Source organism: Chryseobacterium caseinilyticum (assembly GCF_014837145.1).
GTDB lineage: Bacteria > Bacteroidota > Bacteroidia > Flavobacteriales > Weeksellaceae > Chryseobacterium > Chryseobacterium caseinilyticum.
This window is the reverse complement of the sequence record NZ_JACYFS010000005.1, coordinates 115,200-139,878: the sequence shown is the minus strand read 5'-3', so window position 1 is coordinate 139,878 and position 24,679 is coordinate 115,200. Positions and strand designations below refer to the sequence as shown.

Sequence of the window (24,679 nt, the reverse complement as noted above, 5' to 3'; positions counted from 1 at the left end):
GTTTTACCATCAATCATTTTTTTTATTAAATTTGACATCTAACAAATAAAATTTAAACACAATATGAGTTTATTAGACCTTTTAACAGGAAACACAGGCAACCAGGTTGCTGAGCAGGCAGAAAACAAATATGGAGTGAGCAAAACCCAGATTCTTGCACTTTTGGCGGTAGCTGCACCACTGGTAATTTCTTACCTTAGAAACAAATCGCAGGATGCAAAGGAAGCAGAATCTCTAAATAATGCTTTAGACAAAGATCACGACGGAAGTATTCTGGATGACGTATCACAGGCTGGTGCAAGACAGGGCGAAGGCGGTTCTATCCTTTCCCACATTTTCGGAAACGAAAAAAACACAGTAGAAAATAATCTTTCACAAAATACAGGAATTTCAATTGATAAAATCGGACCTATTCTGGCTATGCTCGCACCTGTGATCATGGGTTATATCGGTAAAGAAAAGCAACAGAATAATGTAGGAGCAGGAGGTATCGGCGACCTTTTAGGAGGAATTTTAGGAGGCGCACAGACCCAGGCACAGGCATCAAATGATCCTTTGAGCAACATTCTTGGAAGTGTTCTTGGTGGTGGAAATTCTCAATCTTCAGGAGGCGGACTTGGTGACATCCTTGGAAGTGTTCTTGGTGGAGGCGGAAACAATAATAAGCAAGGCGGCGGTCTGGGTGATATCTTAGGCGGTTTTCTTAGCGGAAAATAATAGATTTAAACTTAAATACAGAATACCGGAGATTTTTGTCTCTGGTATTTTTTTGTTTTAAATGTTTTAAATTTCAATAAAAATTTATTGTTTTACGATAATAAATTATATATTTGCAATAATAAAATTAACTCATGAAAAATTACTCCCATCTTGCTATTTCATTTTTGAAAATTATCTTATGGATCAGTCTGGTTTCTGCAAGTATTGCAATTTTAGTCACCACGCTCTGTCTAGCTGCTGTAGTTTTCGATTTTAATCTGTCTTTTCTGACCGGCACCAAAATTACAGTAAATGACACAGCGATACAATTTACAGATCTTAAACAGACAGGAACTTTCAGTTTTGCAGTATTCGGAATTTTGATAATTGCTTATTTATGGATTTTTATTAAGTTGGTGAACAATGCCCTGAACGTTTTATACAAAGTAGATTTTCAAAATCCGTTCAATCTGGAGACTTCAAATATGATTACAAAACTGGGTTTTTCAGCATTTGTTCTGGGTATTCTTAATATCGCTTTCAGTTCAATTATTCCAATGCTTTTTAAAGGAAATTTTGTTATTAATTTTAGCTTTGAGAGTTTTAATTTTCTGATGATTGCTGCAATTTTATACATCGTAAGCCTCATCTTTAAAAAAGGTGTAGAGTTACAATCTGAAAACGATTTAACCATTTAAAAACATTCAACAATATTTCATAAAATTAAAATCATGAAACTTTTAGGAAAAAACTCCCTACTCTACTGGCTCAAATATCCTTTTGGAATCTACACCGTCGGATTTACACTGATGTCCATCTGGATTTTAGGCTTAATGTCAGTCTACGCATTCACCAATTCAACCAATCAATTTACGTCCGTTGATCACTGGAAAACTGAAAATCACAACCAACAGGCTAATTCTGAAACTGTACAGTTTCACTATCCGTTTACAAAAATGGTTCTGGCAACAGAAAATTCTGTGGAAGGCATTTCTTTGGCGTTTTTAGGATTGGCTTCTCTCAGTTTTATTTTAATTACTGTTTTTAAAATTTTAAATGAACTTTCAAAAGACAATTTTTTTACTGAAAATGCAGTAAAGAATTTCAAAATCTTAGGTTTCGGGCTCATAGCTTTCGGAAGCATTCATTTAGCCATCGATCTGTTCACCTCTTCACAAAAATTTGATATAACGCCACCACTTATCTTCATTATCACAGGATTAATTTTTATTTTTCTGAAAGAGATCTTTGCAAAAGGAAGAAAAATTCAGGAAGAAAACGATTTAACGATTTAAATTATGCCAATCATCATCAACGTAGACGTCATGTTGGCGAAAAGAAAAATGCAGTCGCAGGAGCTCGCAGAAAAAATAGGAATCACTCAGGCCAATCTTTCTATTTTGAAAACAGGGAAAGCCAAGGCTGTGAAACTTTCAACTCTGGAAGCCATTTGCAAAGCACTGGATTGTCAACCCGGAGATATTCTAGAATTTAAACCTTAAAATAAACATTTTTACAATGAAAAAACTATTATTTATATTAGCCATCGCAGCATTCAGCGTTACATCAGCACAGGAATTATCTGATGACCACAAAAAAATGATCAGCTATGATTCTACAGAAGAATTCACCAGACTTGTCAACAAAGAAAATATTGATCTTTGCTACAAAACGAAAGATGCATCCTATTCTCTGTTAGCCTTGGCCATCAAAGCAGACCGTCCTAAAGTGTTCCAGAAACTTCTTGACAGCAATGCCGATCTGGAAAAGGTTTGTGACGGAAAAACGCCTCTGATGTTTGCTGCAAAATATGGAAATACAGAATTTGCTAAAAAACTGATTGAAAAAGGCGCCAACAAATCAGCTAAAACAGAAAAAGGTTACACCGCTCTGGATTATGCAAAAAAGTACGAGAAACCGGAAATCATAAAACTTTTGGAATAAAAGTTCTGCGAAAATTTCATTTATCCTTTGTCTCTTTGTAAGTTGCATGAAAATTTATCAAAAAAAATCTTTAGATTTGTAAATAATAAAGAAAAATAAATGATTTATGAAAAATATAATCTTTACCCTTTTCGCTGTTGCAGTATTTTTTATTTCAAATCTCGCTCATGCACAACAAATTACTGATAAACAAAAGCAAATTTTCAATAATGATAATGTTGAAGAGTTTATAAAAGCATTTTCTTCAGATTACAACAAGTGCATCAACGTAAAAGACGAATCTTTTACACCACTAGCATACAGCACCAGAAACCATAAGACTAAAATATTCAATTTTCTTATTGAAAACGGCGTTAACGTAAGTCTTGCGTGCAAAGGAAATACTCCCTTAATGGAAGCTGCGAAATTTGACGCTCCGGACCTTGCAAAAATACTTTTGGAAAAAGGTGTTGACAAAAGCATTAAAGACAGCAGAGGTAAGACCGCTAAAGATTACGCTGCAGAATATAAAAGAACTAAAATTTTAGATCTTTTAAAATAAAAAAGTCAACAATTTATACGTAAAAAACTTCCTTCGGGGAGTTTTTTTGTTTAAAAAAGCCCTCAAAAATCTTATCTTTGCACACGAAAAATTCTTTGTTCCGAGGAAAGACTTTCTGTTTTGATATTCAAAACTTTAAGCCCCGTAATTTGAACTTTGAATTTTAAATATTGAATTTTAAATCATAAAAAGCATGTTTCGATCGCACACAAACGGAGAATTATCTCTGAAAAATCTTAATGAAGAAGTTACACTTTCAGGATGGGTACAGACCATTCGTGATAAAGGATTTATGATTTGGATAGATCTTCGGGACCGTTACGGAATTACGCAACTGGTTTTTGACCAGGACCGTTCTACCGCAGAACTGATGGAAAACGCAAAAAAGCTGGGCCGTGAATTTGTAATTCAGGTGAGCGGAAAAGTCATTGAAAGAGTCAGCAAAAACCCAAATATTCCAACAGGAGAAATTGAAATTTTAGTTGAAAAACTTACTGTACTTAATGAATCTCAGCTACCTCCTTTCACGATTGAAGATGAAACAGATGGTGGTGAAGAATTGAGAATGAAATACAGATATCTCGACATCAGAAGAGCTCCGGTGAGAGACAAACTGATTTTCCGTCACAAAATGGCGCAGAAAGTGAGAAATTATCTTTCTGACGAAGGTTTCATTGAGGTTGAAACGCCGGTTTTAATTAAATCTACTCCGGAAGGAGCAAGAGATTTCGTTGTTCCAAGCAGAATGAATCCCGGACAGTTTTACGCATTGCCACAATCTCCTCAAACCTTCAAACAGTTGTTAATGGTTGGCGGAATGGACAGATATTTCCAGATCGTGAAATGTTTCCGTGATGAGGATTTGCGTGCTGACAGACAGCCGGAGTTCACCCAAATTGATTGCGAAATGGCATTTGTAGAGCAGGAAGATATTATGAATGTTTTCGAAGGAATGACGAAAGTTCTTTTGAAAGACATCACAGGAAACGAATTCGGAGATTTCCCAAGAATGACCTTCGCCGATGCGATGCAAAAATATGGAAACGACAAACCGGACATCCGTTTCGGAATGGAATTTCACGAACTGAATGACTTAACAAAAGGAAAAGATTTCAAAATATTCGACGAGGCAGAACTGGTGGTCGGAATCAATGTTGAAGGCATTGCAGATTACACCAGAAAACAAATCGACGAATTGGTAGATTGGGTAAAACGCCCTCAAATCGGTGCAACAGGATTGGTTTGGATTAAATTCCAGAACGATGGCGTTGTAACTTCGTCTGTCAATAAATTCTATTCTGAAGAAGATTTAAAGAAAATCACAGAAGAATTCGGAGCAAAAGCAGGAGATTTAATTTTCGTAATGTCCGGAAATGCAGACAAAGTGAGAACGCAACTTTCCGCTTTGAGAATGGAACTAGGAAACCGTCTCGGCTTGAGAAAAGGAAACGAATTCGCACCACTTTGGGTGGTAGATTTCCCGTTGCTGGAATTTGATGAAGAAAGCGGACGTTACCACGCAATGCACCACCCTTTCACGTCTCCGAAAACCGAAGATTTCCACCTTTTGGAAACCGACCCAGGAAAAGCAAGAGCCAACGCATACGATTTAGTTTTGAACGGAAACGAAATTGGTGGCGGTTCAATCAGAATTTTTGATAAAGATTTACAATCCAGAATGTTTGACCTTTTAGGATTCTCAAAAGAAGAAGCAGAAGCGCAGTTCGGATTCCTGATGAACGCCTTCAAATATGGTGCTCCACCACACGGAGGTTTGGCCTTCGGCTTTGACCGTTTGGTAGCGATTCTTGACGGAAATGAGGTGATTAGAGATTACATCGCTTTCCCGAAAAATAATTCCGGACGAGATGTGATGATTGATGCGCCAGCGTCTATTGCTGATGAACAGCTCGATGAACTGGAACTGAAATTAAATTTAAAAGCATAAATTAGAAGCGGAGATTTTTTCTTCGCTTTTTTATTATGAAAACATTTATTTCTACTCTTACGGCTCTGCAATTTATTGTTGGTTTCATTGGCTTCATAATTATTATTATAGCTTTTCTGAAAAAGAATATGTATGAATATCATCCATCGATAAAAGAAACTGAAATGTTTAAAATTAATACAAAACATTTCCTAGGTGGAACTTTCATTTTAGTTTGTTTAGTGATTTCCGGACTGAAAACCCAACTTATAAAAAAAGACTTCCAAGACTCTTTAAATGAGAATAAAATAAATTTTGTTGAAATTAATGGTATTTACTTTACTCAATATGATATTAGGGATTTATTCAAAAATTTTGAACATGATGCAGGGAGATATCGTTGTGAGAAATTTTCAGGCTTAATCAATCTGGAAAACGATAAAAACATCCCTATCGAAGTCATTAAACATTGCTATGACAAAGACAAATATATTATCATTTCAAAAGCATTCGAAACAGAAACAACAATTGGCGAAATCATAACGGATAAGTTCAATCAACTTGTAATAGATTCTGCATCTGCACAACAATAATCGATTTACGTAAAGCCTTTAAATTCTATATTTAGGAAACTCAGAAAGCAAGTCACGCTAAACTTAGAATTAAATTTAAAATCATAAATTAGAAGCGGAGATTATTCTCCGCTTTTTTAATAATTCCAAATGAACAAACTACTACTCAAACTAAATTTCATATTCTTTCTCATAGGATTTTTCAGTTCTGCTCAGGATTATATTGTTGAGAATGATAAATTAAAGGGAAATGTAAAGTCGATAGATATATTTATTATTGAATATGGGAATAAAGAAAAACCAGTAGAGCAACAGACTTTTGATATAAAAGGAAGACCACTGATCACAAAGAAATACAGTGAAGGATATTTGCGCAGCGAAGAACGAAATCAGTATAATCCCAATCAAATTATTACCACACTCTGCGAATCTTGCGGTGAAAATTTTGACCGTTACTTTTCTGAATTTTCAATTAAAGAAAATCAAAAAGATCCTTATTCAGGCTATGGTACAAACGATCCCAGTGCCAGAACAAAGACTTTTAAAACTCCGGATAAGAAAAGAAATATCATTTTAGAGAAGTTCTACAATTCGGAAGGATATCTTATTTCTACTTCAAAGTCTGTTTTTAATCTCGCCTCAAAAAAACTTTCAACAGAAAATTACAGTTCTGAAAACGAATTGCTTTCCAGCAGCAAAAATGTTTATAATAAGAGTAATTTAATCACTGAAACAATCAGTAAGAGTAAAAACAAACCTGAGTTAAAATTGAATTATTCCTACGATAACCAAGGTAGATTAATACTTGAAAAACAAAATTACAACAACAGTATCTCCGAAACTTTGTATGAACATCTTAAAGTACAGGACACCGCCAAAATTTTAAAATATTCTTCAAATTCACGAGGAGATAAAAGGCTGCATCACATTGAGAAAAGCTATCCTCAACTTCAAGGCAAAATAGTGGAAAAGCAGAATATTTTTGATAATAAATTAGGTAACAAAAGAGTGTACGAATACGATGAAAACAAGAAGTTGACTGCACTGAAATATATTAACGAACAAATTGAAGCAATTAGAGAGTTGCATTACACGTATGATAAAATCGGAAATTGGAGTGAAATTAATATTTCAGAAACAATAAACGTTATTTATGATAAGGAAAAACCGAGAAAGGAAATTCAGAAAACCAAATACATCAGAAGGATTGAATATTATTGAGTAAAAATCTTAATGAGAAATTTTTCAACCATATTTTAAAAGATTTTACGTGAGGTCTATGGATGGTAGTTACAAAAGTTTCCATGTTTACTATGCTTTATAAATCTGATTTTTCAAATATCAGATTTCCGATTCCGAAAATAATAAACCTCATATTTCTAAAAATTATGAGGTTTTTAAATTTTAAAACTCAATCAGAATTCCTTATTTTTACTCAAACACAAATCCAAAACCATGAACTCTCCCCTGCAAATCTTACAGCAATATTTCGGCTACAACAATTTCCGCCTCGAGCAAGCCAACGCAGTTGAAAATGTAATTTCAAAAAAAGACACCTTTGTTTTAATGCCCACCGGCGGTGGAAAATCACTTTGTTATCAGGTTCCGGCTTTAGTCTTGGAAGGAACAGCCATCGTCATTTCTCCGTTGATTGCATTGATGAAAGACCAGGTTGATGCGTTGCGCGTGAACGGAATTTCGGCTTCATATATCAATTCTTCCATGTCTTCTTTTGAGCAGAATGAAACTTTAAAACAATTAAAAAACGGTCAGCTCAAACTTTTATATGTTGCACCTGAAAAATTAAGTGCAGATAATGGTGCGTTTTTAAAATTGCTGAATGACGTCAATATTTCCCTGTTCGCGGTAGATGAGGCGCATTGTGTTTCGCATTGGGGTCACGATTTCCGTCCGGATTATTTGTTTTTAAATGGTTTAAAAAAGCAGTTTCCAGAAATTCCAATCATCGCTTTGACGGCAAGTGCAGACGAGATTACGAGGAAAGACATCATCAAACAGCTGAATCTTCAGAATCCTTTGGTTTTAGTTTCTTCGTTCAACAGAGTCAATATCAAATATTTTGTTCAGCCGAAACAATCTGTCCTTAAAAATATCATTCACTACCTCAATGAGCATCCTGACGATTCGGGAATTATCTACTGTTTATCGAGAAAAGGAACAGAAGAAATGTCGAATAATCTGAGGGAAAACGGTATCAACTCGGCTTTTTATCATGCAGGAATTTCTTCGGTGGAAAGGGCAAAAGTTCAGGAAGATTTTTTGAAGGATAAAACCCGCATAATGGTGGCTACGATTGCTTTCGGAATGGGAATCGACAAGAGTAATGTCCGTTTTGTGATGCACGCAGATTTGCCTAAAAATATCGAGAGCTATTACCAGGAAACTGGAAGAGCCGGACGGGATGGCTTGCCGAGTGAAGCGATTTTGTTTTATTCGAATGCGGATGTGATCAAATTGAAACGGTTTGCAATGATAGAAGGCAATGAGGAGCAATCTGAACTGATGCTGCGAAAACTGAAACAGATGTCTGATTTTGCCGAAATGCAAAAATGCAGACGACAGTATTTGATGGAATATTTCGGCGAAAAACACAATGGTAACTGCAACTCCTGCGATTATTGCCTCAGTGATTTTGAAACTTTTGATGCAACGGTTGATGCACAGAAATTATTGAGTGCTGTTTACAGATTGAAAGAACGTTACGGAAAAACAATGATTATTGACTTTCTGCGGGGTTCCCAAAGTGTGAAAATCACAGATTACATGCGCAGTTTACCGACCTACGGCGTTGGAAAAAATCAGGAGAAAAATTATTGGCAAAACTTGATAACTCAGTTGCTCATCAAAGGTATTTTAGCTGAATCGAATTAGGAATTTTCTGTTTTAAAACTGAATGACGAAAGCAAATCAGTTTTATTTAAAGATAAAAAAGTAATCTTCCAGAAAGTAAAAGAACGGGCAAAAGCTGTGACTGTTGCAGAAATAGAAACAGATTATTCCTCTCCAGATATCGATGCAAATGAAGAACTTTTTGCAGAACTGAAAACTTTAAGAAGGGAAATTGCCGAGCGTGAAAATGTTCCGCCTTACGTCATTTTTTCCGATGCAACCTTAATGGAATTATCAGCTTATCTTCCCAATTCAAAAGAGGAATTGAGTCAGATAAGCGGTTTCGGCGCTTTTAAAATAGAGAAGTATGGAGAAATATTTCTTCAAGCAATCCTCGAATTTTGCAGGAAGAATAATGTAAGCAGTAAAATTTCCGGGAAAAAACCTAAAAAAGTAAGGGAACCAAAGAAAGCAGCTAAAAGTACATCAGGAACTTTCGCCACCACTTTTGAACTGTACAAACAAAATCACAGTGTTGAGGAGATTGCCACACTGAGAAGTCTTTCAATAACTACAATTCAAAATCACCTATCAAGATTCGTTGAATCCGGAGAAATTGAAGCCAGTACTTTAATGAACATTGACAAAATTGCACCGATTATTGAAATCGCAAAAGGCCAGACCATTCAATCGCTGAAAGTCATTAAAGAACAATTAGGCGATGATTTTTCTTACTTTGAAATTCATGTTGCGATTGCATATCATAAATGGCTGCAGAAAAGTGACATAATTTTCTGATGTGTCAGATCATTTCAAATATATCTTAAAATCTGATGAAGCGGAGTACATACTACTTTCAGAATAACCAAATTAGAATATAAAAACATGAATCCCACAATTCTAACATACAATACACCAACTTCCGGACAAATTACCAAAACGATTTATGAGTATGAATTTAAAAGGCTTTGGGAAAAAAATCTGGATGGAAATATTGCAAATCTATTTTTTGGAATTTTCTGCCTGTTAATCGTAGTACTTACTCTCATATTTGAACCGGATTTATTTACAGGCTTTTTTGCAGGAATGGGACTGATCGCATTTTCAACTTATTTTTCCCGATATCTTTCATACCGAACATCCAAAAAAAAATCAAAGGATATAATTGAGAAGGACATTTCGGATCTGAAATTAAATTCTAACGATGTTATTTGGGAATTTACACCTGATCATTTTAAATTTAAAAACTATAAATCTGAGTATAAATGTATCTGGAGTGAAATCACCTATTGTGTTGTAGATGATCAATTTCTCTACATTACAGCATCTTCACGACTCAATTTCATTTTAGACAAAGCCAACGTAGATGAAGAAAACCTGAATAAAACCATTCAGTATCTGGAAGAGAAAGCTCAATTTAAAGAAATTTGATAAACTTCCTCTTTAAAATATACTAAATCCCACGGCACAATCATTGTAAGTTTTACAGAAAAGAAAGACAATGAAAGCAATTTGGAACGGTGCCATTGGTTTTGGCTTAGTCAATATCCCTGTGAAGATTTATTCTGCGACAGAAACCAGCAAACTGGATCTCGATATGCTGGATAAATCTGATTTTTCTAATATTAAATTTAAGAGAGTTAATGAAAAAACGGGCAAGGAAGTCAAGTGGGCAAACATTGTAAAAGGTTTTCTGATAGACGATAAATACGTTGTTCTGGAAGATGAAGATTACGAAGCTGCAAGTCCCGAAAAGACAAAAATTCTGGGCATCGAACACTTTGTGAAAGAAGCCGAAGTGGATTCTGTTTATTTTGAAACTCCCTATTTTCTGGAACCTCAAAAGAATGGTGAAAATGCATACAGACTATTAATCAAAGCTTTGCAGCAGACTAAAATGGTCGGTATCGGAACGTTTGTTCTGCGCGACACTGAGGCGATTGGGATGATCCGTCCTTATAATGATGATGTTCTGGTTCTAAACCGGTTGAGATTTGATCAGGAAATCCGCGATTATAAACAGTTGAAAATTCCTGCTAAAAAAGCACCGAAACCTGCAGAGCTGAAGATGGCAAAAAATCTGATCGAGCAACTCTCCGAACCTTTTGATCCTACTTTTTATAAAAATACCTATTCCGAATCACTGCTTAAAATCATTAAGAAAAAAGCAAAAGGAAAATCTGTTAAGGTGAAAAATTCTGAACCCGCAAAACAGGGTAAAGTAATTGATTTGATGGCACAGCTGAAAGCCAGTTTACAAACTCCGAAATCTAAAAATGCTTCCTGATCATGGCTCTTAAAGATTACAACGATAAACGAAAGTTCGATAAAACCACCGAACCCAAAGGAAAAACCAAAAAGAGTGATGACAAACTCGTTTTTGTAATTCAGAGACATGCTGCATCCCGTCTGCATTACGATTTCCGTCTGGAGATGGAAGGTGTGTTGAAAAGCTGGGCAGTTCCAAAAGGACCTTCATTAAATCCGGAAGACAAACGTCTGGCGATGATGGTGGAAGATCATCCGTACGATTATAAAGATTTTGAGGGAAATATTCCTGAAGGAAATTATGGCGCCGGACAGGTGGAAATATGGGACAGCGGGACATACGAACCTCTGGATGACACACGCAAACTTTCTGACGAAAAAGAACTTTTGAAAGAACTGAAAAGCGGTTCGCTGAAATTTATTTTACATGGCAAAAAACTGAAAGGAGAATTTGCTTTGGTCAAAATGAAAAATGCCGAAAACAATTCATGGCTTCTGATTAAGCATAAAGATAAATTTGCAGAAGATGAATATGATGCTGAAGAAAATGTTTCGCCGAAATCATTAGTTTCAAAATTCATCGAGGAAAAAAAAAGCCTAAAAAGCAGCAAAAAGAAGTCATAACTTCCGAAACCAAACCTAAATTTCAACGGTTCAATTCTTTGGTGGATGAGAAGAAATTAGAAAAATTCATCAAACCAATGCTCGCAAAATCTTCTGAAGATGCGTTTGACGACGAAGACTGGATTTTTGAGATTAAATGGGACGGTTACCGTGCTGTTGCAGATCTCAGCAAAAAACAGCCGTTGTTTTATTCCAGAAACGGAATTTCATTTTTATCTAAATTCAATTCTATTACCGAAGATTTTAGTCAGCAGAAACACCACATGATTTTGGATGGTGAAATTGTTGCCTACGACGAAAACGGAAAACCAAGCTTTCAACTGTTGCAGCAAATTGGCGACAATCCCGATTTGGCTTTAACGTATCAGGTTTTTGACCTCTTATGGCTGAATGGTCATTCTATCGAAGAACTTCCCTTGCTTCAGCGAAAAGAGCTTTTAAAAGATGCTTTAATTGAAACTGATCTAATCAAATTCTGCGACCACGTTCCTGAAAAAGGAATCGAGTTTTTTAATCAGATGAAAAAAATGCAGCTCGAAGGCATGATTGCCAAGAAAGCCGACAGTATTTACTCTGAAAGTTCCCGAAGCACCGACTGGCTCAAAATAAAATTCACCAATACTGAAGAAGCAATTATCTGCGGTTTTACAGAACCTAAGGGATCCAGACAGGGTTTTGGCGCTTTGATTTTAGGAAAATATATTGATGGAAAACTGATCTATTCCGGACATACAGGAACAGGTTTTAATAATGAGTTGTTGATTCAGATTCATGAGCGGCTGAAAAAACTGGTGGTAAAATCGTCACCCTTTGAAACCGTTCCGAAAACCAATATGCCCGTGACATGGACGAAACCTGAATTGGTCTGTGAAATTAAATTCTCAGAAATCACGAAAGACGGAATGTTCAGACATCCTGTATTTGTGGCGATCCGTGAAGATAAAGAGGCAAAAGAAATCAGCAATTCAGTTAAGAAATCTGTTCAGAAAACTTCAAAATCCAAAACTATGACGACTAAAAAATCTACCGAAAACACAGAAGATGCCAGCGAAAAAGACAGTGAAATTACGCTGAACCGTCACAAAATAAAACTGACCAATCAGGATAAAATCTATTTTCCAAAAGATAAAATCAGCAAAGGTGACGTGGTAGATTATTATCAGTCGGTGGCGGAATACATATTACCACATCTTAAAAACCGGCCGCTTTCCCTAAACCGTTTTCCAAGTGGAATTGATCATTCGGGATTTTACCAGAAAGATGCGGGAGATTCTTTTCCGGACTGGATTAAAACGACCAAAGTACATTCCGAATCCACCGATAAATACATTGATTACGCCATCTGCAACGACAAAGCTACTTTGGCATATCTCAACAATTTGGGTTGCATCGATTTCAATCCGTGGGATTCTTCCCTCCCCGATCTGGATCATCCGGATTATTTGGTTTTGGATCTTGATCCGTCAAAGAAAAACACATTTGATCATGTGATTGAAACGGCACAGCAGGTGAAAGAAGTTTTAGATTTAATTAAAATAAAAGGCTACTGCAAAACTTCCGGAAGTACAGGAATTCACATCTACATTCCGATGGGCGGCGGTTACGATTATGATCAGGTGAAAGATTTTGCACTGATTCTGATGCAGCAGGTTCATGAAAAACTTCCAAAAATCACAACACTGGAACGCAGTCTTCAAAAAAGAGACGACAAAAAAATCTACCTCGACTACCTTCAAAACCGACAGGGACAAACTTTAGCCAGCGTCTACAGCCTAAGACCGAAAGAAGGCGCAGCCGTTTCAATGCCGGTTGAGTGGGATGAACTGAAAAAAGGTTTGAAACCTACAGATTTCAATATTGAAAATGCGTTAGAAAGAATAAAATCAAAAGGAGATTTGTTTAAACCTGTTTTAGGAAAAGGAATTGATATGATGAAGGCGTTGGAATTGTTGCAGGATGTTGAGTAAATTATTTTTCTAATTCAGCAATAATTTTCAAACAATAATTAATAGATGATTCATCCCTGAGACGATTCATTAATAGATATAGATTATTAACAATACCATCAATCGACAAAACTAAACCATTTTTAAAAAATTTTCTTTGCATTACCTGTATTGCTAAATCATGATATAAATATTCCAAATATTCCGCATTATCAATTTTGGCAAAGCATTCACAGAAGACAAAAGATGATTCGTATTTCCCCTGCAATTCATAATCTGTAAAATTAAAACAATCTGCTACGAAATGTAATTCATGATCATCCCATCTAAAAACTTCTTCTACAAAATCATCTTGTTGTTGTGGCGTTAAAGTATCTAAAAACTTCACAATAAATGGGAAATGATCATACTCATAGTATTCTTGAGGTTGATCCAGGCTAATTGCGTTGATGTAGTTTTTGATTTCTAAATATTGATTATCCATAATTTAAGGTAATTTCGCCACCAAGCCTTCCGGCAACATTTTTAAAATAAAATAAATCAGTTTCCATTTAAAATTGGGAACGACTGTAAAAGAATTTCCTGCATCAACGATATGTTTTGCCACATAATCAGGTTCCATTAAAAGATTTTTATTGAGTTCCAGACCGGCGTTGATCTTTGTATTGATGTACCCGCTAACCAAGACATTCACTGTAATATTTCGTTGAGCCAATTCCTGCCTTAAACCTGCAAGATAGGTTGTAAACGCAGCTTTTGTGCTTCCGTAAACAAAATTACTTTTCCTTCCACGAACACCCGAAAGTGAGGACAGTCCGATGATTCTTTCTACATTTTTATTGGATTGATCCATCGCCACAATATTCAAAATAGAAACACCGCCCATGTAATTGACCTGCATCATTTGCTGAGTTCCTTTAAAATCTCTTAAAGCATCAACGTTTTCTACTAAAAATCCCGCAGCGTAAACAACGATGTGAGGTTTGACCAAAAGTTCATCATAAAACTTTTGGTGAGAATCAAAATCTGCTGCGTCAAAATATAAAACAGAAACTTTATCTGACAAATTATTTTCGGCAACAAAATCTTTCAGAGAATCTGTACTTCTAGACGCAGCAACGATTGCAAAACCTTTTTCAACATATTGCAAAATACACTGCTTTGCCACATCGGAATTGGCACCAAGAATGAGAACGTTTTTGGCTTTGTTTTGATTCATTCGGCAAAGATATTTTTTAAAATATGGTTTTACAAATCGTTGTCTGCATTAAACACAAATTTCACAGATGCCTTTCACAAAATGATTCTTCGATTTATTACTCTGCTTTTGAAATTTTAATCAAAATTCAAACTGAATATAATCATTAATATTGTTTAAATGTCTAGAAAACTGCAAATTTCAGTCAGAAACCGACAGGCAATCTTCCGAAAACCCATTTTCGTTCTACGATGCTTAAAAGCTGGATTCCGAAGTATTGGCGCTGCGTTCCGAAGCATTAAATCCGCATTCCGAAGCATTGGCGCGTCATTCCGAAGCCTTCGGGAGGGCATCTTTTTGCCTTCTGAATCAGGATTTTCCTGTACTGACTATATTTAAGTCTTTTTTGATAATGTAAGATGAATTAATGAGGACCAAAGCCGATTTACAAAGATACTTTCAGGAGTTGTTTTTTCGTTCCTTTTCTTCCGATGAAGAACGTAGAATTTCCTGACAGAGCACCATTGGAAACCATAAACGGAACTTCATTTTCTTTATCATCCAAAATTTCCTGATAGTCAAAATCTCCGTTTTCGCTGATTTTTATTATATTAAGATTGGATCGTTTAATTCCAGTCTGACCAAACTGAATTCTGTCATTGCTTAATTTTTTCACCTTTTCGCCTGTATTGATAAAAAAGTAGGCGTCGTTTCCGACAGCGGTGGAGGTGTAAGAAATGTAAGATTCATCTTCGCCGGTTTTCTGTCTTTTATTAATATTCCTTGCCCACACAATTTCACCGTTTGAATTAATTCTTGCGCTTACAATATCATCATAGTGATAAATCATCTGCGAAGTACCTCCTCCGTAGGGCGATGCATAATAATATGAAGTGATATAAAATTCTTCCGCATTAAAAATAATATCTCCGTTGGCAGTCGTAATTATTTTTCTGAAGAAAAGATTTTTCAGTTCTTTATCTTTGTCTGTACCATATTTATCGATCATAAACTGCTCGGTAAACGGATTGAATTTTACTTTTTTTACCTCCAAACCTGTTGGGTTCAGTTCATAATAACAGATTCCTTTGAACCTCGTGTCTTTTCTGTCTGAATAGAAACCAAGGCAAATCAGGCGGTTATCCAGAACAATAGTTTTTAAAGAAGCGGCAAAATGCTCATTAGAATCAAAAACCTGTGTTTTCACATTTTCTCCTGTAATGCTGGTAAGTTCGTACTGGTATTTTCCGCCTTCTTTTTTCTTTTTCTGTTCATCGGTGTATACTTTTCCAAGAACGTAGATTGTTTTTCCGTCTTTGGAAACATCTATGTTTTCGTAAACGAATTTCCGGTCTTTGATATCTCTTTTAAAGGTATGGTCAATATTTTTTCGAAGCGACTGATCAAAAACAAACATCCTGTGTGTTTCTACGTTTCTGTCTTTAATATCTACAGTCACTGCAAACGCAGTACGGTCTTCATTCACAATCATTCTTGAACCCGAGTCCCGGTCAAAAACTCCGAAACCGAGAAAAGCAAACTGCTTAATCTCATCACTGTTCACACGGAACAGTTCATTTTTTTTGAAATTAAAATCATTGATGTTGGCAGACATGGAAGAGCAGATATAAGCTTTCTGATCTTTCTCGTACATAAAATCGATGATATTTACATTTTCGCCATCCATGATGACTCCTAAAACAGAGCTTTGTCTCACTGCTTTTGAGTATTTTAGTTCATATTCAAATTCCTTGATCAGTTTTAGACTAGCATCATAATGCTCGAAATAATAACCCAAACCGGTAGAAAATGCACCGCCGACATACGAGCGGACAACAACTACTCCACCTTTTCCGTCATCTTCTACCAAAGCGATGGATGAATGTTTGTATTCATCTTTAAAAACAGAACTTTTTTTAATATCAAACGGAATTTTTTGTGCGAAAGAACTGAAGCTGAGAAATGCCAAAACAAAGCAGAGGAGATTTTTTTTCATGGTTAAAATAGTTTATCAGCAGCAAAGATATTTTTTTAACCTATATATCCATCATATTTTAATTGAAATTGTAACATTTATCAGTATTAATTAAATATTTTTCAAAATACAACTCATCCTACTTAACAAATCGGTAATTCTAATAAAACAAAAACGGCGGTGAAACACTTGGTTCCATCGCCGTTCTGATTTTATTTTAGAACTGAAAATTATTTCTTCTCAGTATCAATTACTTCTTTTTTATCACCGTCTTTCGCAGCTTTTGCTCCGAAACGTGCATCTGTAAATTCTCTTGAAATTGCAGCTTTCTCAAATTTTAATTTTCCGGAAAGTGTTTCGATCACAATTCCGTCATCATGAATCTGGGCAATTCTTCCGTGAAGACCGGAAGTAAGCACTACTCTGCTTCCCACCTTCAGCTCTTCCTGGAATTTTTTCTCCTGCTTCTGCTTTCTCATCTGAGGTCTGATCATCAGGAAATAAAACCCGACAAACATTACACCCATCATAATCAGCATCATTGAAGAATTACCTCCCTGTGGTGCCTGTAAAAATATTGTTAGCATAAGTATTATTGGATATTAGCTGTAAATGTAAGTTTAATCGGCGCTTTTTCCACATTGGCAAAAACATCCGCGTATTTGTTTACCATACCTGCATCAAAACTTGAAGAATCAAAGCTCAGTGTAATCTGTCCTTTTTTACCTGGCAGAATTGGATCTTTCGTAAATTCCGGAGCTGTACATCCGCAGCCAGGCTTCACTTCAGATATAACCAAAGGATTTTTCCCGGTGTTGGTGATTTCGTAAACGTGATTTACTTTATCTCCTTTTTTAATTTTTCCGAAATCGAAATTGCTTTCAGAAAGTGCAATGGATGTTGTTGGCTGAGTAGAAACCGGTGCTGCTGCAGCAGAATCTCCTGAAACCGCCGGAGCTGTAAGAGAATCCTGAGTTGGTGCTGCAGTTGAATCTGCGTTCACACCTGCTGAATTTGTAGTTTCTGTTGTTTCTTTTTTACACGAAACCAAACCAAAACCTATGATCGACAATGCGATGATTGATAATGTCTTTTTCATTTTATATTCTGTTTAAATCTTTGCAATATTTATCTAAAATCCCGTTGATGAAAATGTTTGAACGGTCTGTAGCAAACACTTTGGCAATTTCAATATATTCGTTGATGATTACTCTTGAAGGTGTAAGAGGAAATTTGTCGATTTCAGAAATCGCACAGGATAAAATCACTTTATCCATTACAGCAACTCTTTCCAGATCCCAGTTTTCCAATCTTTCTGTAAGTACTTTTTCGGTGTTTTCCCAACCGTTTAAGGTTTCGCGGAGAAGTTTTCCTGCAAAAGCTTTATCATCCTGATCTTTGATCATTTTAATCAGTGTTTTGCTTTCCTGATCTTCTTTTAAAAAACCGATTGTTTTCTGTACCATAGAATTGGCGATGTGCACATCATCAGACCAAGAAAGTTCTTTATCTGAAATATAGTCCTGAAAATCCTCATTTTCTGCCATATATCTGAGGAAAAGTTTACCGATGAATTTCTGATCAGCTTCAAAAGAATATCCTTCTTCCTTCATAAAATCCTGATACCTCTTTCCGGAAGTCATTCTCTGGAACGTTTTCTTCAAAAGATCATCATGCAGATCCCATTTAAGATCTTTGTGCTGACCTGTAAAAAATAATCTTTCCGGATTTTCTTCCAGTTTTTTGAGGACCTGATTGTTGATGAATTTCTGATTAGGATTGGTGTCTGAATCAGTCTTTAAATATTTGTTCTTACTGATTTCGATCTGATTTTCTGCCAAATCTTTAAGGGCTACCAGAAAATTCAGTTCATAGATATACAGATGGTAGATCTTTTCGATTGAGGAGAACATATTTTTCTCCAAAACATCAAATTTGATCGGGTTTTGACAGTACGAGTATACCGATTCTACAACTTTCTCACGGATTTGTCTTCTTCCTAACATTCAAAGAGCTTTTTATGGGTGCAAAGATATGAAATTTAAAATTATTGAAATTCGTAGTCTGAACCTATTTTCGTAATTTTGTAAAAGTTTATGAAAGCGCTTAAAACCTTAAATCCATATTTCTGGAAACACAAAACACTCCTGTTTTGGGGATTACTTTTCATCATCGCAAGTAATTTTTTCAATATCTACAAAGTACAGTTTATCGGGAAATCTGTAGACGAACTTACCAAAGGCGGCCATCTGGGGTTTAACAGACAGGTGTTGATATATGTTGCAATTATTGTCGGCTGCTCACTTCTTACCGGAGTTTTCACCTTTATGATGCGACAGACTATCATTGTGGCATCCCGAAGAATTGAATATGAACTGAAAAATAAAATTTACAGGCATTATCAGGATCTTTCACTTACAGATTACAAGCAGACGACGATTGGGGATTTAATGAACAGACTCAGTGAAGATGTGGTGGCAGTAAGAATGTATCTGGGACCTGGCGTAATGTACGTTGTGAATCTCATCATTCTTTTGATTATTACCAGCATCTACATGCTCACAACGGATGTTTCAATGACGCTTTGGACGTTGTTGCCATTACCTGTACTCTCTTATGTGATTTTCAAAGTGAGCTCAATCATCAATCAGAAATCGAAGATCATGCAGAGAAGCCAGTCTGGCATTTCAACTTTTGTACAGGACAGCTTTTCGGGAATCAGAGTGGTGAAATTTTTTGCTAAAGAAAGTTATATCAAGAAGAATTACGGTGCGAAAGTTTCCGATTATCAGGACAAGGCTTTGGATTTAGCAAAAACAGAAGCATATTTCTTTACCATTATTTTATTTGTAATCGGAATCCTGAATGTAGTTGTGATTCTTATTGGCGGTCAGAAATATATTGCAGGAGAACTTTCAGTTGGTAAAATCGCGGATTTCTTTATGTACATCAATATTTTGATATGGCCATTCTCCATGGTGGGTTGGGTAACTTCTATCAATCAGCGTGCAGATGCATCAATGGAAAGAATCAATGAGTTTTTGGATAAAAAATCTGAAATTATTAATACCAATTCGGACAGTTATGGAATTAAAGGAGAAATTGAATTCAAAAACGTCTCTTATATCTATCCGAACACGGGAATAAAAGCACTTGAAAACTTAAGTTTTAGAATTGAAGCAGGGAAATCGCTGGCCATCATGGGAAAGACAGGAAGCGGAAAATCTACGGTTGCTCTTCTTCTCTGCAGACTGATAGACCCTACTTCGGGAGAAATTCTGATTGACGGTAAAAATCTGAAAGATCACAACTTAAAAAATTACAGAGATTACATCGGCTACACTCCGCAGGAAAGTTACCTTTTCTCTGATACCATCGAGCACAATATCGGTTTTGCAATCGACAATCCTTCACACGAAAAAGTTGTTGAATACGCTAAAATTGCAGATGTTGACAAGAATATCATTGGTTTTAAAGATCAGTACCAGACTACAGTTGGCGAGCGTGGCGTAATGCTTTCCGGAGGTCAGAAGCAGAGAATCTGTATTGCGAGAGCTTTAATTAAGAATCCTAAAATCATTATTTTTGATGACTCTCTTTCTGCATTGGATACTGAAACAGAACAGAATATTCTTGAAAATATTGAGCGTAAAATTAAAAATGCAACTTCGGTGATTATTACCCACAGAGAATCGAGTGCCCAGCGGGCAGACAAGATTATCAACCTGTCTGAAATTAACAATTCTGTAACTCCTTAACAGTTTCTTTCACAATTGTTAAATAAATCATAAAAAAAATTTCGTGGTTAAAAGAAAACTTTTATATTTGTTCTAAACAAGATTAAAAATTTATCTAACAATGAGTGATTATAAGGAACGCCATGAAAATGAAATTTTCACGAAGGTGTTAAAGGCAGGAAGAAGGACGTATTTCTTTGATGTGCGCGAGACAAAAGCGGGAGATTATTATCTTACGATTACCGAAAGCAAAAAGAATTTCGGAGACAATGGAGAAGCAACTTTTGAGAAGCACAAAATTTATCTCTACAAGGAAGATTTCAAAAATTTTCAGGATATGTTTAATGAATCTACAGATTTCATCATCAACGAAAAAGGTGAAGATGTAATCTCTGAAAAACATGATAAAGACTTTAAAAGCAAATCATTCACAATCGATTCTGACGACGAAGTTTAAGTTTTAGAAAAATAAAAAATATACAGCATCTTTTTTGAGATGCTTTTTTTTGTGCAAAAGCAAAACCTGGAAGTTTTAGAGAATAAAAAAAGTACACTGTAAAAAGTGTACTTTTTTAGGGTGAATGAGGGGTCTCGAACCCCCGACCTCCGGAACCACAATCCGGCGCTCTAACCAACTGAGCTACAATCACCGTTTTTCGTGGTGCAAATATAGGAAAGATTTTTTAATTACAAAATTATTCCGTCAAAATTTTTCAAAGCCATCAACTTTTCCGTGGTAAAGCCTTCTGCGTAAGAAACTCCCGACAATCTGCCAAGATCCTGTGCACGGTAAGTTAAGCTTTCATAGAAATCTTTTGAGGTAATCGGAGTTTCAGGCTCTGTAGATTTTGGATCGTAGAACTGAGTTTTGAATGCCATGCATGCTTCAATCTTCTTATCAAGATGTTCTGAGATATCCATTACAAAATCCGGTTTCACATCCTTCCACTGAATGTAGTGGTAAATTTGCTTCGGCCGCCATACTTCCTGTACTTCTCCCTCCAGTACTGTTTCTATCTTTCTCAAACCGGCTAAAAAGCACGCGTCCGACTCTAATTTGGCGGCTTTTGCGTGATCCGGATGTCTGTCATCAATTGCGTTGGCTAAAACGATTTCCGGTCTGTATTTACGGATCATTTTTACAAGTTCCATCTGATATTCTTCCGAGTTCACTAAAAAGCCATCTTTCAAACCTAAATTTTCTCTTGCAGCCACACCCAAAATCTTAGCAGCTTCTGTTGCCTCTTCTTTTCTGGTCTGGTCTGTTCCGCGCGTTCCCAATTCACCTCTTGTTAAATCAACGATTACACAGGTTTTTCCTTCTGAAATTAATTTAGCTATTGTTCCGCCGCAGCCCAGTTCTACATCGTCTGGATGAGCGCCGAAAGCAAGTATATCTGTTTTCATAAATCAAAGATAATAGTTTCGGTTAAATAAAAAGAGACTGTTAAAAAACAGTCTCTCAATTTATGTATTGTGAAAATTATTTAGACATACTTTCTTTCAATGATACTGCCTCCGGAGTAGAGAAAGTTTCGATTGATTTATTGATATATTCTAAACTTTTTGCTTTATCACCTTTTGTAAGGTTCGCAAGATTGTAATATACAGTTGCTAATGTTTCTTTACCTTTTTCCTTTTCAGCAGGAGTTTTTGTTGCCAGAGTAGAAACAAATCTTTCGTATGAAGCGATTGCATTATCAGCATCACCTGCTTTCTGGAAAGCGTAACCCAATCCATAGTATCCGGATTCCCATGTTGGAAGGACATCTGTAAGTCTCTGCCAAGCATAAGCTGCACCTTTCCAGTTTTCTACATTCTGATATTCTGTTGCAAGTTTATACAAAGCGTCAGAATCTTTAGGATCAGCTGCCAGCTGCTTGTTTAAAGCATCAATTGCCGGACTGGTAGGTCCATCTCCAGGACCCGCTACTGTTGTAATTGATTTTTTACTTCCGCTTACAATTTCAAATTCCTCATCCCAGTTGAATGTTTCATCTTTAGCCGCTTTTGCAACAGCAACCTTTGCTTTGGCATCCGCTAATGAAGACTGATCATTATTTGCCTTCGCAAGCCCAGCCTGAATTAATCCCTGAAGACCAGTATCGCTTGGCTGTACTCTAGACTTTTCAGCCTGTGAAACGAATGTTTCAATATTGGTTTTAGCTGAAGCATAATCTTTCTTCTGATAATCAAGATATGCTTTGATTCTGTATTTAATAGGATCCTGAACTTTATCAAAAACAGAATTCAGTGACGTACCTGCTCCTTCAAAATCTTTTGAAAGGAAAGCAAGCTTAGCATAATCCAAAACAGTATTCGGATCATTATCTGCTAACGAAAGATATTTTTTGTAGTTTGCTGAAGCCTGTGCCCAGTCCTGATACATACTGAAGAATGTACCCAGATATTTGTAAGCCGGCGCATAACCCGGATCAGCTTTTACTGCCTGATCAAGATTAGTTTTAGCTTTATCCCAAGCCTTTGCATTCATCCAGAGCGCTCCCATTCTTGTATAAACTACAGCTTTTGATTTTGCAGACGGCAAAGCTCTTTCGAAAGCTGTCATTGCATTTCCATAGTCTACTCCACTTTTTGTCTGAACACCTAAGGCACTGTGTGCATCACCCAGAGAATAAAGATACCATGCAGGAGTTCCGTTCTTCTCAGATTTTGCTATCGCGAGGTTAAGAACTTCAATTGCATATCTCGGATCATTATTTTTCTCATATTTTACAAGCGTCTTTCCGGCTTCTGCTAAAAGATCTGTATCCTTTTCACGGGAATCTTTAACAATATTTTTGATTTCAGCTACCGCACCTGCTTTGTCGCCTTTACCTAATTTTACTGAGGCAAGACCCAATCTGCTGTAGAAAGATTTTTTAGCATCAAGTGCTACTCCTTTATTAAATGCTTCAGTAGCTTTTGCAAAATCCGGTTCCGGCTGCGACAGATACGTGTTTCCTAAATAGAAAAAGTTTTTATCTATAGCTTCTTTTGCAACCAACTGTGAAAATACCTCCTTAGCCTGACCAAATTTATAGCTCTCAACAAGATTCATTCCCTGCTCTGCAGTCTGTGCATAGGCAACATTCGCAAATGAGAATGCTGCAACTCCTACCATTGCTAATTTTTTTGATATTCCAACTCTTACTTCCATTGACATATTTTTGAAATTATAATTTTTTTTTAATTTTTTGACCGTTTATATTTATCAATTATCAGACCAATAATCTATTACTCACTGATTTTCACCTCTCTCGGAATAATATAAAATGGCTGTAATCCCTGTTTTTTTACGATGATCTGACCCGGCTGTGAACATGAAAATCTGATAAATCCATTTCCCAGACCAAAATATGCTTCATTTGTAATGAAATATAAGACCCTTGTAAAAGGATACGTATTATTTTTCATTGTCTGAGGCGAAATTGTCACGCTTTTACCATTTGCATCTGTTATTGGTAAAATCTTCACAGATTCACGAAACATTTTTGACTCTGTATTGTGTGGTCTGCTTAAAGCATTAAATCCTACGACACCAATGCTGTTCGGATATTTATTGATCTGAGTGATAATATCCTCGTTAGATGTCAGCGTAGAATATTGTAAATCATTGGGTGCAATCCCGAGCCTTTTGGCAATAAAACTTGTGTTTGCAGAATTGGATCCGTCAAAGATTAGTGAATTCTTGCCGTCAAGCAATCTTCTTTTAATTTCATCTACTGACACATTCTCCAGCGTTGACGCTTTTGACACTATAAATACAAGACCATCAGCTGCGAATCTAGCAGGTTCAATCTCAGATTTAAATTTCTGCTTAAATGCCGTTTTTTCATCTGCTGTAAGATCCCTTGACATTACAATTACCCGTGCGTTACCTTTAAGAAGATCCTGCAAAGCCTCATTCTCTTTTTTAATCTTCAGATTAATTTTTGTCTTGGGGTAAAAAAGCATGTAACGGTCTTTTAAAACCCTTGTAACGTTTTCAAAGGATTCATCAGCAACTACTGTGATATCACCTGTCTGCGGAGAATCTGTTTTATCAGCAGAACAGGACAGAAATATTGCCAGCGTAAAAAAGACGTAAAGAATATTCTTACTCATCCTGATCAGATTTTTTAATTTGATAAAAGCCCCTTGTTATTCTGAAAACTCCGTATCCGATCAGAACAGCACCTAAAGCATAGGCTGTTAACTGCTCCAGAGGAAAAACGATAAACGCTTTGTAAATAATGGTAAAAACACCTACAAGAATGTAGCATAAGCCTACCAGGATTGATAAATATCTAAAGACCATATAGCAAAAATACTAAAATAATATCAGTCTCAAAGTTAAAAAAAGTTAATAAAAAAGAGCAACAAAATAAATTGCTGCTCTTTTGGTATTTAATTAAA

General features: G+C 36.0%; 27 protein-coding genes and 1 tRNA gene. 17 read left to right on the top strand and 11 right to left on the bottom strand.

The window, feature by feature from the left end:
- The first annotated feature begins 63 nt into the window (after positions 1 to 63).
- From IC610_RS15410 to ligD, 15 genes are all read left to right on the top strand, one after another.
- Positions 64 to 717 (top strand): DUF937 domain-containing protein, encoded by a 654-nt coding sequence (locus tag IC610_RS15410; protein WP_191737648.1) that lies wholly within the window; start codon positions 64 to 66, stop codon positions 715 to 717.
- 134 nt (positions 718 to 851) lie between these two features.
- Complete coding sequence (locus IC610_RS15405) at positions 852 to 1,397, top strand: DUF2975 domain-containing protein (protein WP_191737647.1); 546 nt, start codon at positions 852 to 854, stop codon at positions 1,395 to 1,397.
- Positions 1,398 to 1,430: 33 nt separating this feature from the next.
- Positions 1,431 to 1,994 carry a DUF2975 domain-containing protein gene (locus IC610_RS15400; RefSeq protein WP_191737646.1) on the top strand — a complete coding sequence of 188 codons (564 nt, stop codon included), beginning with the start codon at positions 1,431 to 1,433 and terminating at the stop codon, positions 1,992 to 1,994.
- A gap of 3 nt (positions 1,995 to 1,997) precedes the next feature.
- A complete protein-coding gene (locus IC610_RS15395) occupies positions 1,998 to 2,201 on the top strand; it encodes a helix-turn-helix domain-containing protein (protein ID WP_056035798.1) in 204 nt (67 codons plus the stop codon).
- A gap of 16 nt (positions 2,202 to 2,217) precedes the next feature.
- A complete protein-coding gene (locus IC610_RS15390; RefSeq protein ID WP_228462945.1) occupies positions 2,218 to 2,643 on the top strand; it encodes an ankyrin repeat domain-containing protein in 426 nt (141 codons plus the stop codon).
- Between the two features lie 106 nt (positions 2,644 to 2,749).
- Positions 2,750 to 3,184 (top strand): ankyrin repeat domain-containing protein, encoded by a 435-nt coding sequence (locus IC610_RS15385; RefSeq protein WP_191737645.1) that lies wholly within the window; start codon positions 2,750 to 2,752, stop codon positions 3,182 to 3,184.
- A 193-nt stretch (positions 3,185 to 3,377) separates the two neighbouring features.
- The gene (aspS, locus tag IC610_RS15380) at positions 3,378 to 5,132 is read left to right on the top strand and encodes an aspartate--tRNA ligase (RefSeq protein WP_191737644.1); all 1,755 of its coding nucleotides are present in this window, start codon (positions 3,378 to 3,380) and stop codon (positions 5,130 to 5,132) included.
- Positions 5,133 to 5,167: 35 nt separating this feature from the next.
- Positions 5,168 to 5,704, top strand: a complete 537-nt coding sequence (locus IC610_RS15375) for a hypothetical protein (protein WP_191737643.1) — start codon at positions 5,168 to 5,170, stop codon at positions 5,702 to 5,704.
- 129 nt (positions 5,705 to 5,833) lie between these two features.
- Positions 5,834 to 6,904 carry a hypothetical protein gene (locus IC610_RS15370; protein ID WP_191737642.1) on the top strand — a complete coding sequence of 357 codons (1,071 nt, stop codon included), beginning with the start codon at positions 5,834 to 5,836 and terminating at the stop codon, positions 6,902 to 6,904.
- A 234-nt stretch (positions 6,905 to 7,138) separates the two neighbouring features.
- The gene (recQ, locus tag IC610_RS15365) at positions 7,139 to 8,575 is read left to right on the top strand and encodes a DNA helicase RecQ (RefSeq protein ID WP_228462944.1); all 1,437 of its coding nucleotides are present in this window, start codon (positions 7,139 to 7,141) and stop codon (positions 8,573 to 8,575) included.
- A gap of 96 nt (positions 8,576 to 8,671) precedes the next feature.
- Positions 8,672 to 9,331, top strand: a complete 660-nt coding sequence (locus tag IC610_RS20035; RefSeq protein WP_317173440.1) for an HRDC domain-containing protein — start codon at positions 8,672 to 8,674, stop codon at positions 9,329 to 9,331.
- Positions 9,332 to 9,418: 87 nt separating this feature from the next.
- Positions 9,419 to 9,964 carry a hypothetical protein gene (locus IC610_RS15360; protein ID WP_191737641.1) on the top strand — a complete coding sequence of 182 codons (546 nt, stop codon included), beginning with the start codon at positions 9,419 to 9,421 and terminating at the stop codon, positions 9,962 to 9,964.
- A gap of 70 nt (positions 9,965 to 10,034) precedes the next feature.
- On the top strand, positions 10,035 to 10,820 hold the full coding sequence (gene ku, locus IC610_RS15355; protein ID WP_191737640.1) for a non-homologous end joining protein Ku: 786 nt from the start codon (positions 10,035 to 10,037) through the stop codon (positions 10,818 to 10,820).
- A 2-nt stretch (positions 10,821 to 10,822) separates the two neighbouring features.
- On the top strand, positions 10,823 to 11,425 hold the full coding sequence (locus IC610_RS15350; RefSeq protein ID WP_191737639.1) for a DNA polymerase ligase N-terminal domain-containing protein: 603 nt from the start codon (positions 10,823 to 10,825) through the stop codon (positions 11,423 to 11,425).
- A gap of 41 nt (positions 11,426 to 11,466) precedes the next feature.
- The gene (gene ligD, locus IC610_RS15345; protein WP_317173439.1) at positions 11,467 to 13,392 is read left to right on the top strand and encodes a DNA ligase D; all 1,926 of its coding nucleotides are present in this window, start codon (positions 11,467 to 11,469) and stop codon (positions 13,390 to 13,392) included.
- Position 13,393: 1 nt separating this feature from the next.
- On the opposite strand, the gene IC610_RS15340 is transcribed toward ligD, so the two are convergent.
- From IC610_RS15340 to IC610_RS15315, 6 genes are all read right to left on the bottom strand, one after another.
- Positions 13,394 to 13,855: a hypothetical protein gene (locus tag IC610_RS15340; protein WP_191737638.1), complete on the bottom strand. Its 462-nt coding sequence runs from the start codon at positions 13,853 to 13,855 to the stop codon at positions 13,394 to 13,396.
- A gap of 3 nt (positions 13,856 to 13,858) precedes the next feature.
- A complete protein-coding gene (locus IC610_RS15335) occupies positions 13,859 to 14,590 on the bottom strand; it encodes an SDR family NAD(P)-dependent oxidoreductase (protein ID WP_191737637.1) in 732 nt (243 codons plus the stop codon).
- A 424-nt stretch (positions 14,591 to 15,014) separates the two neighbouring features.
- Entirely contained in the window at positions 15,015 to 16,565 is a 1,551-nt protein-coding gene (locus IC610_RS15330; RefSeq protein ID WP_191737636.1) for a hypothetical protein, read from the bottom strand.
- Between the two features lie 209 nt (positions 16,566 to 16,774).
- Positions 16,775 to 17,131, bottom strand: a complete 357-nt coding sequence (gene yajC, locus IC610_RS15325) for a preprotein translocase subunit YajC (RefSeq protein ID WP_056074939.1) — start codon at positions 17,129 to 17,131, stop codon at positions 16,775 to 16,777.
- A 5-nt stretch (positions 17,132 to 17,136) separates the two neighbouring features.
- Positions 17,137 to 17,643, bottom strand: a complete 507-nt coding sequence (locus tag IC610_RS15320) for a DUF1573 domain-containing protein (protein WP_191737635.1) — start codon at positions 17,641 to 17,643, stop codon at positions 17,137 to 17,139.
- A gap of 1 nt (position 17,644) precedes the next feature.
- Positions 17,645 to 18,550 carry a transcription antitermination protein NusB gene (locus IC610_RS15315; protein WP_191737634.1) on the bottom strand — a complete coding sequence of 302 codons (906 nt, stop codon included), beginning with the start codon at positions 18,548 to 18,550 and terminating at the stop codon, positions 17,645 to 17,647.
- Positions 18,551 to 18,640: 90 nt separating this feature from the next.
- On the opposite strand from IC610_RS15315, the gene IC610_RS15310 reads away from it, so the two are divergent.
- Both IC610_RS15310 and IC610_RS15305 read left to right on the top strand, forming a co-directional pair.
- Positions 18,641 to 20,302: an ABC transporter ATP-binding protein gene (locus IC610_RS15310; RefSeq protein WP_191737633.1), complete on the top strand. Its 1,662-nt coding sequence runs from the start codon at positions 18,641 to 18,643 to the stop codon at positions 20,300 to 20,302.
- A gap of 100 nt (positions 20,303 to 20,402) precedes the next feature.
- Complete coding sequence (locus IC610_RS15305; protein WP_056035754.1) at positions 20,403 to 20,738, top strand: DUF3276 family protein; 336 nt, start codon at positions 20,403 to 20,405, stop codon at positions 20,736 to 20,738.
- A 118-nt stretch (positions 20,739 to 20,856) separates the two neighbouring features.
- Here the strand turns inward: IC610_RS15305 and IC610_RS15300 are convergent.
- The 5 genes from IC610_RS15300 to IC610_RS15280 all read right to left on the bottom strand — a co-directional run bounded on the left by IC610_RS15300 (position 20,857) and on the right by IC610_RS15280 (position 24,581).
- Positions 20,857 to 20,932, bottom strand: a tRNA-His gene (locus tag IC610_RS15300).
- Positions 20,933 to 20,968: 36 nt separating this feature from the next.
- Positions 20,969 to 21,688, bottom strand: a complete 720-nt coding sequence (bshB1, locus tag IC610_RS15295) for a bacillithiol biosynthesis deacetylase BshB1 (RefSeq protein WP_191737632.1) — start codon at positions 21,686 to 21,688, stop codon at positions 20,969 to 20,971.
- Positions 21,689 to 21,764: 76 nt separating this feature from the next.
- Positions 21,765 to 23,441 (bottom strand): tetratricopeptide repeat protein, encoded by a 1,677-nt coding sequence (locus IC610_RS15290; protein ID WP_191737631.1) that lies wholly within the window; start codon positions 23,439 to 23,441, stop codon positions 21,765 to 21,767.
- Between the two features lie 77 nt (positions 23,442 to 23,518).
- A complete protein-coding gene (locus IC610_RS15285) occupies positions 23,519 to 24,388 on the bottom strand; it encodes a PstS family phosphate ABC transporter substrate-binding protein (protein WP_191737630.1) in 870 nt (289 codons plus the stop codon).
- Positions 24,381 to 24,581, bottom strand: coding sequence for a hypothetical protein (locus IC610_RS15280; protein ID WP_056074950.1), 201 nt, complete (start codon positions 24,579 to 24,581; stop codon positions 24,381 to 24,383). The genes IC610_RS15285 and IC610_RS15280 overlap by 8 nt, the downstream gene beginning before the upstream one ends.
- Positions 24,582 to 24,679 lie beyond the last annotated feature (98 nt).